The sequence below is a fragment of the Neisseria mucosa genome, assembly GCF_003044445.1.
In the GTDB taxonomy this organism is placed as follows: Bacteria; Pseudomonadota; Gammaproteobacteria; order Burkholderiales; family Neisseriaceae; genus Neisseria; species Neisseria mucosa_A.
The window spans coordinates 39,511-50,769 of sequence record NZ_POWX01000018.1 but is presented as its reverse complement, the minus strand read 5'-3'; the positions used below and the strand labels follow the sequence as shown (position 1 = coordinate 50,769).

At 49.4% G+C, this 11,259-nt stretch carries 10 protein-coding genes; 9 read left to right on the top strand and 1 reads right to left on the bottom strand.

From position 1 onward, the window contains the following. Positions 1-280, top strand: a 280-nt coding sequence (locus tag DBY90_RS10090) for a tyrosine-type recombinase/integrase (protein WP_411713481.1), incomplete at its 5' end; no start/stop codon positions are given. A gap of 133 nt (positions 281-413) precedes the next feature. On the opposite strand, the gene DBY90_RS10085 is transcribed toward DBY90_RS10090, so the two are convergent. After that, positions 414-1,541 (bottom strand): PilT/PilU family type 4a pilus ATPase, encoded by a 1,128-nt coding sequence (locus DBY90_RS10085; protein WP_003742946.1) that lies wholly within the window; start codon positions 1,539-1,541, stop codon positions 414-416. Between the two features lie 187 nt (positions 1,542-1,728). On the opposite strand from DBY90_RS10085, the gene DBY90_RS10080 reads away from it, so the two are divergent. From DBY90_RS10080 to DBY90_RS10040, 8 genes are all read left to right on the top strand, one after another. Further along, positions 1,729-2,430: a 5'-methylthioadenosine/adenosylhomocysteine nucleosidase gene (locus tag DBY90_RS10080; RefSeq protein ID WP_070493356.1), complete on the top strand. Its 702-nt coding sequence runs from the start codon at positions 1,729-1,731 to the stop codon at positions 2,428-2,430. A gap of 141 nt (positions 2,431-2,571) precedes the next feature. Next, on the top strand, positions 2,572-4,365 hold the full coding sequence (lepA, locus tag DBY90_RS10075; RefSeq protein WP_070493508.1) for a translation elongation factor 4: 1,794 nt from the start codon (positions 2,572-2,574) through the stop codon (positions 4,363-4,365). Next, entirely contained in the window at positions 4,365-5,384 is a 1,020-nt protein-coding gene (gene lepB, locus DBY90_RS10070) for a signal peptidase I (protein WP_070493353.1), read from the top strand. Before lepA ends, lepB begins: the two co-directional genes overlap by 1 nt. A gap of 417 nt (positions 5,385-5,801) precedes the next feature. Continuing rightward, on the top strand, positions 5,802-6,686 hold the full coding sequence (locus DBY90_RS10060; RefSeq protein ID WP_070493350.1) for a DMT family transporter: 885 nt from the start codon (positions 5,802-5,804) through the stop codon (positions 6,684-6,686). A gap of 323 nt (positions 6,687-7,009) precedes the next feature. After that, positions 7,010-7,987, top strand: coding sequence for an ABC transporter substrate-binding protein (locus tag DBY90_RS10055; protein WP_070493347.1), 978 nt, complete (start codon positions 7,010-7,012; stop codon positions 7,985-7,987). 597 nt (positions 7,988-8,584) lie between these two features. Next, on the top strand, positions 8,585-9,331 hold the full coding sequence (locus tag DBY90_RS10050; RefSeq protein WP_070493344.1) for a hypothetical protein: 747 nt from the start codon (positions 8,585-8,587) through the stop codon (positions 9,329-9,331). A 132-nt stretch (positions 9,332-9,463) separates the two neighbouring features. Next, positions 9,464-10,261: an ABC transporter permease gene (locus tag DBY90_RS10045; protein WP_070493341.1), complete on the top strand. Its 798-nt coding sequence runs from the start codon at positions 9,464-9,466 to the stop codon at positions 10,259-10,261. Continuing rightward, complete coding sequence (locus tag DBY90_RS10040; RefSeq protein WP_193616601.1) at positions 10,261-10,953, top strand: ATP-binding cassette domain-containing protein; 693 nt, start codon at positions 10,261-10,263, stop codon at positions 10,951-10,953. Before DBY90_RS10045 ends, DBY90_RS10040 begins: the two co-directional genes overlap by 1 nt. Positions 10,954-11,259: the final 306 nt, after the last annotated feature.

Sequence of the window (11,259 nt, the reverse complement as noted above, 5' to 3'; positions counted from 1 at the left end):
TAGGGCGGCGGAATGGGCGGAATTTGATTTGGATGGGGCAGAATGGAGCATACCCGCCGCCAAGATGAAGATGAAAGCCCCGCATATCGTCCCCCTTGCCGATTGGACGCTTGAGCTTTTGGCAGAAATGAAGGAACTGACAGGACATAGCAGTTATCTGTTCCCATCGGTAAAAGACCCTGACAAGCATATGAGTGAAAACAACGCGACGATTTTCTACACAATACTGACAGGGTTGTGTAGGAAATACCACTATAATTCTGTTGGCTGGATTAATTAAAGCTGTTTGATATAGTTAGGAAACTAATGTCCTATGAAAGCCGTTATGCTGTGAACTATGTAAGTTAATTAGTTGTTTAAAAGGTCGTCTGAAAAGTGGTTTTCAGACGACCTTTGTTCATTTCCGACAACTTTTAAATCAGTTCCAAATCCGGGCCGGCGTTTTGGGCGCGGCGGCTGCGCAGTTGGATGTCCAAACGCAGGTCGTGTGCGGAATCGGCGTTTTTAATGGCGTCTTGGAAACTGATGTCGCCTCGTTCGTACAGCTCGTAGAGCGCTTGGTCAAAGGTCTGCATGCCCATGGCGGTCGATTTTTTCATCATTTCTTTAATGCCATGGATTTCGCCTTTTTGAATCATCTCGGAAATAATCGGCGAATTGAGCAGGATTTCCACAGCGGCCACGCGCCCCTTGCCGCCTTCGCGGGGAATCAGGCGTTGCGAGATGAAGGCTTGCAGGTTGAGCGACAAGTCGGTCAAAAGTTGGGTGCGGCGCTCTTCGGGGAAGAAGTTGATGATGCGGTCGAGCGCTTGGTTGGAGTTGTTGGCGTGCAGCGTGGCGAGACAGAGGTGGCCTGTTTCGGCGAACGCCAAGGCGTAGTCCATGGTTTCGCGGTCGCGAATCTCGCCGATCAGGATGACGTCTGGTGCCTGACGCAGAGTGTTTTTCAGCGCAGCAAACCAGTTTTCGGTATCCACACCGACTTCGCGCTGGGTAATGATGCTTTTTTTGTGTTGATGGACGAACTCAATCGGGTCTTCGATGGTGATGATGTGGTCTTGGCAATTTTCGTTGCGGTGGTCAACCATTGCGGCGAGCGAGGTCGATTTGCCCGAGCCGGTACCGCCGACGAAAATCACGAGGCCGCGTTTTTTCATCACCACGTCTTTCAAAACGGGCGGCAGATTGAGGCTGTCGAAATTAGGGATTTTGCTGGTAATGGAGCGGAACACTAACGCCGTCGCGCCGCGCTGCACCATCGCATTGACACGGAAGCGGCTGGTGTCGGGCAGGCTGATGGCGAAGTTGCATTCGTTGGTGGAAGAAAACTCTTCGATTTGTTTGGTGGACATAATCGAAAAAGCGATTTCCATACATTTTTCAGAGGTCAGCGGCTCATCGGTAATCGGCGTGATTTTGCCGTCCACTTTCATAGCGGGCGGGAAATTGGTCGTAATAAAGAGGTCGGAGCCTTTGTATTTGTTCATATGGCGCAGCCAAGTGAACAATTCGTCTTTTGCACTGGGAGGATTGGTCATCATGATATTTGATAATTTCGGTGGTTATTTTATTAAAATGGATTATATCAAATAAATCATGATACATAAAAATGGCAAGATTACCGTATCGAATAATAAGACAGGCGGGCAATACGGCGGATTCAATACGGGTATGGAATGCCGCCGCTGCTGTTATAATACCGCCCACAATTTTATGGAAAGGTAAAAAATGTCTGTACAAACAGTAGCGGTCATCGGCGCGATGGAACAGGAAATCGAGCTTTTGCGCGAAGCAATGGATCATGTCAAAAGCGTGTCTTTCGGTAAGTTTACCGCCTACGAAGGCGAAATGGCGGGCAAGCGCATGGTGTTGGTATTGAGCGGCATCGGCAAGGTCAACGCAGCGGTTTCAACAGCTTGGGTTATCCATCAATTCGCGCCGGACTGCGTCATCAATACCGGCAGCGCGGGCGGCTTGGGCAAGGGGTTGAAAGTCGGCGACATAGTGGTCGGCACGGAAATCGCGCACCATGATGTCGATGTAACGGCATTCGGTTATGTTTGGGGACAAGTGCCGCAACTGCCCGCCGTATTCGTTTCAGACGACCTCTTGGTCGGCAAGGCGAAACAGGCGGCGGAAGTGTTTGAAGGCGCGGCGGTAGAGCAAGGCTTGATTGTCAGCGGCGACCGCTTTGTCCACAGCAGCGAAGGCGTGGCGGAAATCCGCAGCTATTTCCCCGAAGTCAAAGCAGTGGAAATGGAAGCAGCGGCGATTGCGCAGGCCTGCCACCAGTTGAACACGCCTTTCGTCGTGATCCGCGCCATGTCCGACTCGGCGGACGAAAAAGCGGACATCAGCTTTGAAGAGTTTTTGAAAACGGCGGCAGCAAGCTCGGCAAAAATGGTGGAAAAGATTGTCGCGTCGCTGTAAAACACGCATAAAATCATGCGGAAACAGTAAATTTCCGCTAGAATGTCAGGCTATTTCACTTTACCTGAAGGTCATCTGAACGGTCTATTTGATTTTCAGACGACCTTTTCAGAATCACTGCTTATCTTTCAAAATAACAATATGAAAAATATCCGAAATTTCTCCATCATTGCCCACATCGACCACGGCAAATCGACGCTTGCCGACCGCTTCATCCAATACTGCGGCGGCCTGGATTTGCGCGAAATGAGTACGCAGATACTCGATTCCATGGACATCGAAAAAGAGCGCGGCATCACCATCAAAGCGCAGACCGCCGCGCTCAACTACAAAGCACGCGACGGACAGGTGTATCAGCTCAACCTGATTGACACGCCGGGACACGTCGACTTCTCTTACGAAGTCTCCCGTTCGCTGTCCGCCTGCGAAGGCGCGCTCTTGGTCGTTGACGCATCGCAAGGCGTGGAAGCGCAAACCGTGGCGAACTGCTATACCGCGATTGATTTGGGCGTGGAAGTCGTGCCGGTTTTGAACAAAATCGACCTGCCCGCCGCCGACCCCGACCGCGTGGAACAGGAAATCGAAGACATTATCGGCATCGATGCCGTTGGTGCGGTGCAATGTTCAGCCAAAAGCGGCATCGGCGTGGAAGATGTTTTGGAAGAAATCGTTGCCAAAATCCCCGCACCGACCGGCGATGAAAACGCGCCGCTGCAAGCCGTTATCGTTGATTCGTGGTTTGACAACTACGTCGGCGTGGTCATGTTGATTCGCGTGAAAAACGGCACCATCAAGCTGAAAGACAAAGTGCGCTTTATGAGCACCAAAGCGGAAACGCAGGTTGAGCAGCTAGGCGTATTCACGCCGAAATCGGTTCAAAAACAAGAACTCAAAGCCGGCGAAGTGGGCTTTTTGATTACCGGCGTGAAAGAATTGGGACAGGCGAAAGTCGGCGATACGGTTACATTGGTTGCCAACCCCGCCTCTGAGCCGCTGCCCGGCTTCCAAGAAGTACAAAGTCAAGTATTCGCGGGTCTCTACCCCGTAGAAAGCCACGATTACGAAGCCTTGCGCGACGCTTTAGAAAAATTGCAGCTTAACGACGCTTCATTGAAATTCGAGCCTGAAGTTTCTCAGGCATTGGGCTTCGGCTTCCGCTGCGGCTTCTTGGGCCTGCTGCACTTGGAAATCGTGCAGGAACGCTTGGAGCGCGAGTTCGACATGGATTTGATTACCACCGCGCCGACGGTGGTTTACGAAGTCGTGTTGAAAAGCGGCGAAAAAATCGAAGTTGAAAACCCGTCCAAACTGCCCGACATCGGCAGCATCGAAACCATCCTCGAGCCGATTATTACCGCGACCATCCTCGTACCGCAGGAATACGTCGGCAACGTCATGACTTTGTGTAATCAAAAGCGCGGCGTGCAAGTCAATATGCAATACATGGGCCGTCAAGTCATGCTGACTTACGACTTGCCCATGAACGAAGTCGTGATGGATTTTTTCGACAAACTCAAATCCACTTCGCGCGGCTATGCCTCGTTGGACTACCATTTCAAAGAGTTCCAACCGTCTGATTTGATTAAGCTCGACATCATGGTCAACGGCGAAAAAGTCGATGCCCTAAGCCTGATTGTGCACCGTCAAAGCGCGGTTCACCGAGGCCGCGAGCTGGCAGCGAAAATGCGCGAGCTGATTCCGCGCCAAATGTTCGACATCGCCGTCCAAGCCGCCATCGGCAGTCAGATCATTGCCCGCGAAAACGTCAAAGCCCTGCGTAAAAACGTCTTGGCGAAATGTTACGGCGGCGATATTACCCGTAAGAAAAAACTTCTCGAAAAACAAAAAGCAGGCAAACGCCGCATGAAACAAGTGGGCAACGTGGAAATCCCGCAAAGCGCGTTCTTGGCGATTCTGCAAGTGAGCGACAAATAATGAGCACAAATTTAATCTACGGCGCGATTGCCGCCATCGTTATCGGCATTTTCCTTTATTTCATAAGCAGCAAAGAGCGCCAAGAAAACGGAGAATGGAGTTCCGGCCTGCAATGGGCGTATCTTTTGTGCATGATCGGCGTTTTCGGCATCCTGTCTTTTTACATGAGCTTTACCGCCGTATTGCTGATATTTGTCGTATTCACCGGCATCGTTTGGGCCATTCACAAAGGTCGTCTGAAAAAAGACCCGTCGCATCAGGACAAAGCCCACTTTACCGACTACATGAGCGGCTTTTTCCCGATCATCCTCGTCGTCTTCATCCTGCGCACCTTTATCGCCGAACCTTTCCAAATCCCGTCCAGCTCCATGCGTCCCGGCTTGGTTAAAGGCGACTTCATCCTTGTGAACAAATTCGCCTACGGTATCAGAACCCCGATTATCAACAACGTCCTGATTCCGACCGGACAAATCGAGCGCGGCGACGTCGTCGTGTTCAACTACCCCGTCCAGCCTGAAATGAACTACATCAAGCGCATCGTCGGACTGCCGGGCGATACCGTCGAATACCGCGACAAAGTCCTGACCGTCAACGGACAAGCCACCCCCGACCAACCGAACGGCACCTACTCCTACCCTGACGATACCGAGCCGTCCGCGATTCACAGCCCCGAACTTTTTCAGACGACCCTCAACGGCAAAAGCTTCAACATCCTGAAAGAGCCCGGGCAGCCCACCATCTCGATCCCCGCGCTCGACAAATACCGTATGGAAATCATGCCTGAAAACGGTTATTCCGTAGAGCAAAGCGGTTTGGAACACTGTCAATACGCCGAAGACGGCAGCGGCTTTACCTGCAAAGTGCCCGAAGGCCGTTACTTCGCCATGGGCGACAACCGCGACAACAGCGCCGACTCCCGCTACTGGGGCTTTGTGGACGACAAACTTATCGTCGGAAAAGCCTTCTTCGTATGGATGAACTTAGGCGATTACAGCCGTATCGGCAGCAGCATCCACTAAGTTGCCCGTTTCATTTCGATAAAACACAAGGTCGTCTGAAAATCAGTTTTCAGACGACCTTTGGCTTTTCGGCAGAATAAATTGAAAGCAAGTTTCCATCATTGCCAATTTATAGTTATAGTGGATTAACTTTAAACCAGTACGGCGTTGCCTCGCCTTGCCGTACTATCTGTACTGTCTGCGGCTTCGTCGCCTTGTCCTGATTTAAATTTAATCCACTATATCTATGCGGGAAGCGGCTTTATTTTGAAATCCAGCCGGTATGTTAAGTTTCTGAAGCGTACTGATTTTCCTCAGGAGAAGTTGGAAGGGAAATAAGATATTGCACCTACTTATTATTCTTTCGGATTCGCGTTACCATGCACAATCCTTTTCATCACTTTAAATCCTCATGCCAATCCGTTGCGGAGTAAGTTCATGAATATCCGTTCCGACTCTTATGCAGCACCATTCCTCATCTTCGGCTGCGTCTTATTCGGGCTGGGAAGCCTGATCGTCAGATTCGTCCCCGTAGGCCCGTATGCAGTTGCATTTTGGCGGCTGCTGATTGCGGCGGGCGTGTTTTGGCTGCTCTGCCGTTTTTTCGGACAAAAGCTGCCCAAAAGCAGAAGGGCGGTCAAATATGCCATGTTGTCCGGCATATTTCTGGCGTTTGATTTGTCATTGTGGCATGAGAGCGTATATGCGGTGGGGCCCGGGATTTCCACATTGCTCAACAGCTTGCAGATATTTTTTCTGTCCGCCATCGGATTTTTCTTTTTTCAAGAACGCTTGAACAGCCTGCAAGTTGTGAGCCTGATATTGGCAGTTGGAGGGGTTGTCTTAATCGGCAGTCCTGAGTTCAACCACAATGCCCACGCCTTATGGGGCTTTGTCAGCGGAATTGCGTCGGGCGGGCTTTTGGCATTGTCTATGGTGTTCGTCCGCAAAACGCATGAAGTTGAAAGGGTGGCGCTTTTCCCGATGATGATGGTTTTGAGTTTCGGCGGCGCGTTGTCCCTGATTGTTCCCGCGCTGATTTTCGACAGCAACGCCCTATACCCGACGCAATGGCGCGATATAGGCTTGGTCTTGATATACGGCGTGGTCATGCAATGTTTGGCATGGGGGATGATTGCCTATGCAATCCCGCTGCTGTCCCTGTCTTTAACCGGTTTGCTGCTGCTTTCCGAACCCGTTGCCGCTTTACTGATTGATTATTTTTGGTTGGACAAGCCGATTAACACTTTGCAGTGGTTTGGTGTTGTTTTGACTTTGTCGGCGATTTATCTTGGTTCTTTAAAACCGAAAAACGCAAATTAAGCCGTATTGGAGAACGAAAGGTCGTCTGAAAACCGTTTTCAGACGACCTTTTATTTCAATATTATTAATAGGCGTAATGCCGAAAAAGATTTGCGTTTCCATATATAAACGGATGTCGGAACAATCGTGCCTTTACTTCCATTTTCTTTAATAGCATAATGAATAAAAATTATTATCAGAATATGGATGGTAAAACAGAGTTGCGAATCTAGATAGGCTGTGGCGTGTCCATTCCTATATTTGGCGCAGTTCAAATTCATCTTAGAGGGATTCTGTTAAACAGCCGGGCTGAAGTCCGCGCTACCTAACCAGGAGATTGGAAAATGGAACTGAAAAGACGCGATTTCTTAAAAATGACCGCCGCGCTGGCAGCGGCAGGGGTTTCGCCTTCGCTGTTGGCGGCGGGGAAAGAGCAGTTTACCGTTTACGGCGCGCCGGCGATGCCCAGCGTTACCATCGCCGTAGCGGCGTTGCAAGGCAAGCTGGCGAAGCAGGCGGATGTGTCGCTGAAGGTTTGGCGATCGCCCGACCAGCTTCGCGCGGGCGTGGCGAGCGGGCAATTTAAAGTGATGATGAGTCCGAGCAATGTCGGCGTGAACCTGCGCAACCAAGGGCAGAAAGTCGGCATGGTGAATATTTTGACCAACGGCATCACGCAGTTAGTCTGCAAAGGCAGTGCGATTGCCTCGCCGCAGGATTTGGTCGGCAAAAAAATCCTCGTGCCGTTTAAAAACGACATGCCCGACATCGTACTGCAAGCCTTGTTGAAAAAACTGAAAATCGACGCGCATAAAGTCGGCATCACTTACACCGCCACGCCGCCCGAAGCGGTGGGGCTGTTTTTAAGCAAGGACTACCACGCCGCCATCCTGCCCGAACCGATGGCGAGCGCGGGTATGCTCAAAGGAAAAACCATGGGCGTGAACGTCGTGCGCGGTTTTGATTTGGTGAAGGCATGGGGGCAGGCGTTTGACACCAAACCGCTGATTCCGATGGCGGGCATCATCGCCAACGAAGAATATTTCCACGCGCACAAGGCGCAGTTTGACCTCTTCCATCAGGATTTGAAAAACGCCCTCAACTGGATACTCGCCAACCGCCAAAGCGCGGCGAAAATCGGCAAAAACTACCTCCCCGCCCCCGAACCCGCCCTAGTCATGGGCTTGGACGGCGCACGGCTGACGGTAACCAAAGGCAGCGAAGTGAAGAATGAGATTTTGAAGTTTTACGAAATCCTGATGCAGTTCAATCCAAAACTCTTGGGCGGCAAGCTGCCTGATAACGGGTTCTTCTTGGCTTAAAAGGAGGAGAGGTCGTCTGAAAAGGGTAGGGTGGTCGTGAATACCTGATTTATCATTTTTCAGACGACTTGTTAGGACATTATCAGCAGCGTGGGTCGGATTCTTGAACCTGACATTTCGGTTAAAAGGGGCTGTCGGATACGAGTATCCGACCTACTCTTTTCAGACGACCTATCAGATAACAGTCGGAACAATACACCAAAAGCAGTCATTCCCGCGTAGGCAGGAATCCAGTCCTCGATATTGCAGGAATGTTTTAAAATTGCAGCAACGTCAAACTTGTGGATTCCCGCCTACGCGGGAATGACGGCGGGTGGTAACTGTGGGTTGTCAAACCCAACAAAACCGTCAAACTGTCTGAAATGTTGGGTTATGCCCCAATCTACGCTTGCTGCGCCCCCAAACTCTCACTACCATCACCGCCGTGATCGAACTCTTAAACAGCAGTTAAATACTACCGCCCGACTACGGCAAATGCTGCAAGCCTGCTTGTTGGTAGATTTGTTAATTGGGGTTGTTGGGAAAACAGGATAGATCGGCATTTTATGCTGGGGGGAAATGAGGGAAATGTTACTTCTATTTTGAAAGGATTATGAAATGAAGAAAAAACCCATTAATTTATGGCTAGAAAAATTGTCTTTGTGGGGAATACTAGCATTACTTGTAATGTCTATAATTATTCCTTTGTTATTTAAAGATAATAATATGTGGATTAACTTATCGTCCAATATTGGAATAGCTCTTTTTTCAGCTTTATCTATATCTAAGTTTCTACAAAAAGAGACTAAAGATTTAATATTTAATGAAATCCCACTTCTTCAAAAAACTAATGAAATTGGTATTGTTTCCATTCCCGAAAATGGAAGTATTGAAGTTCTTGATTTTGAGGGGTCGAAAGATTTTATTGTAGCCATGAATGATGGAAAGAATTTTATTTCAAATAATGCTGAGAATTTAAATAGTAGATTTAAAAAAAAAGGAATAACTACTACATTTATTTTGCTGGATGATGAATCTGATGCGGCCAAATTGTTATGTTATGCTAATGGTAAAGATGATACTGATACATACAAAAATAAAATTAATCAAGCTATTTCTGAAATAAAAAATTTTGCAACTAAATATCCAAAACATAATTTTGAGATTTATGCATATTCAAAGGGGTATTTTAGAACATCAATAATATTGACTGACACAAAAGCATTGGTTGGAACTTATAGAAATTCACCAGGGAAAAGAAAATTGCCATTGCATATTTTAATATCTAAATATGGTAGTGAATTTTATGCAATACAGGATGACATTATGGAGTTAAGAAATTTATCAAATAAATTGCAAATTTAGGGTAATCATAGTCGAGATTCTTGAATCTGACACTTCGGTATGGCTGAACAAAGCTGTCGGATACAAGTATCCGACCTACCGCTTTCAGACGGCCTGCATTTTTAGACATAACGACAAACCAACACCCAAACCATGATTAAAACCGACAAAATACGCAAACCGCAGCCTGCGGTGTTTTACATCATCGACTACCTTTGGAGCGGCTTTGCCGGTCTGAGCGTGGCGATGGTGGTGGTGGCGTTGTGGGCGTGGGGCAGCGCCGTGTTTGGTGAGTTTATGCTGCCTGCGCCGGTGGAGGTGTTTCAAAATTCTTTGGATTTATTGAAACATTTTCAGGAAAACGAAATCGGGATTTCGCTGTGGCGGTCGGTGGTGGGGATTTCGGTTGCGCTGGCGGCGGGATTGGCGGCGGGGCTGGTAGCGGGCAGTTTTAAGACGGCGATGGCGTTGCTTAAGCCTGTGATTACGATTTTGTTGGCGATGCCGCCGATTATTTGGGTGGTGATGGCGTTGTTTTGGTTCGGTTTCGGCAATCCGAGCGTGTTGTTTACCATCATTGTGTTGGTTGCGCCGCTGACGTTTGCGAGTGCGGCGGTCGGGATGGCGAGCGTGAACAAGCAGCATGAGGAGTTGTTTGACGCTTATAAATTAGGCCGTCTGAAAAAAATCCGTTATCTGTATATTCCGCATCTGACGGGCTATGTGATTTCCAGCATCGGCGTGGCGGTGGCGATGGGGGTGAAGGTGGTGATTATGGCGGAACTCTTGGGCGCGAGCGAAGGCGTGGGCGCGCGGATTGCGGACGCGAGGGCGATGTTGGAGACTTCGACGGTGATGGCTTATGTGGTGTTGGTTATCGTGTTTGTGTCGCTGTTTGAATACCTGATTACCAAGCCTTTGGAAATTTTGTTTATGCCGTGGAGGAGATGATGCTCTGTCTTGAAAACGTGCGTTTTGAAATTCTCCGCGATCCCATTGTGCGCGATTTCAGTTTGAACCTGCAACATGGCGAAGTAAAAGCTTTGTTCGGGCCGAGCGGCTGCGGCAAGACGACGGTTTTGCGGCTGATTGCGGGCTTGGAAACGCCGAAATCGGGCTCGATACGCAATACTTTCCGCAAAACGGGTTTTCTGTTTCAGGAAAACCGCCTGCCGGAAAACTTGACCGCGATGCAGAATATCGCTATTTTTATGGACAAACCCGATGAAGGCGAAATCATCGCGCTGGCGGCGAAAGTCGGGCTGACTGCGGGCGATTTGAACAAATATCCGACCGAATTGTCCGGCGGCATGGCGAAACGGGTGGCGTTTTTGCGCCTGCTGCTGTGCGGCTGCGACCTTGCTTTGCTGGACGAGCCGTTTGTCGGTTTGGATCGCGATTTGCGCGATATTTTGGTTGCCATGCTGGTGGAAAAAATCGAGCGACAGGGCATGGCGTGTATGCTGGTGACGCACGACCGATTCGAAGCCGCGCGCCTGAGCCATGAAATCATGCTGCTTTCCACTAAGGGCATGAACGTGCAAAACGTAATTACCCTGCCCACGCCGCTGTCCGAACGTGATTCGGCTTTTGAAGAGGCTGTGGTGGCAAGAGAGTTTCAAGGGATTCATTATTATGAGTGATGAGGGGATTTGAATATCTGACGAACCTTGCGGTTCGTTGCCCTCTCCCTAACCCTCTCCCACGGGGAGAGGGTAACAGGTTGCTGAAAATCAGAGAGTGCAGGATTGGGAATCAGATGTCAGGTAAACCTGAAAATGTTAGGGTTTGGCAGCCCGATTCCCTCTCCCCGTGGGAGAGGGCTAGGGAGAGGGTAAGCAAGCCGCACGCTTGCCTCTTTAGCGAAAGATACGAATCTGTTATCCGAACGCGATTCGGTTTTTGAAAAAGCCGTGGTGCCAAGGGGGCAGGGGATTCATTATGAGGTG

Excerpts from the sequence above, each read along its gene's own strand:
- DBY90_RS10045 (WP_070493341.1), top strand. The coding sequence starts at position 9,464 with ATGATTAAAACCGACAAAATACGCAAACCGCAGCCTGCGGTGTTTTAC.
- DBY90_RS10080 (WP_070493356.1), top strand. The coding sequence starts at position 1,729 with ATGTCTGTACAAACAGTAGCGGTCATCGGCGCGATGGAACAGGAAATC.
- DBY90_RS10050 (WP_070493344.1), top strand. The coding sequence starts at position 8,585 with ATGAAGAAAAAACCCATTAATTTATGGCTAGAAAAATTGTCTTTGTGG.
- DBY90_RS10040 (WP_193616601.1), top strand. The coding sequence starts at position 10,261 with ATGCTCTGTCTTGAAAACGTGCGTTTTGAAATTCTCCGCGATCCCATT.
- DBY90_RS10060 (WP_070493350.1), top strand. The coding sequence starts at position 5,802 with ATGAATATCCGTTCCGACTCTTATGCAGCACCATTCCTCATCTTCGGC.
- DBY90_RS10085 (WP_003742946.1), bottom strand. The coding sequence starts at position 1,541 with ATGATGACCAATCCTCCCAGTGCAAAAGACGAATTGTTCACTTGGCTG.
- DBY90_RS10055 (WP_070493347.1), top strand. The coding sequence starts at position 7,010 with ATGGAACTGAAAAGACGCGATTTCTTAAAAATGACCGCCGCGCTGGCA.
- lepB (WP_070493353.1), top strand. The coding sequence starts at position 4,365 with ATGAGCACAAATTTAATCTACGGCGCGATTGCCGCCATCGTTATCGGC.
- lepA (WP_070493508.1), top strand. The coding sequence starts at position 2,572 with ATGAAAAATATCCGAAATTTCTCCATCATTGCCCACATCGACCACGGC.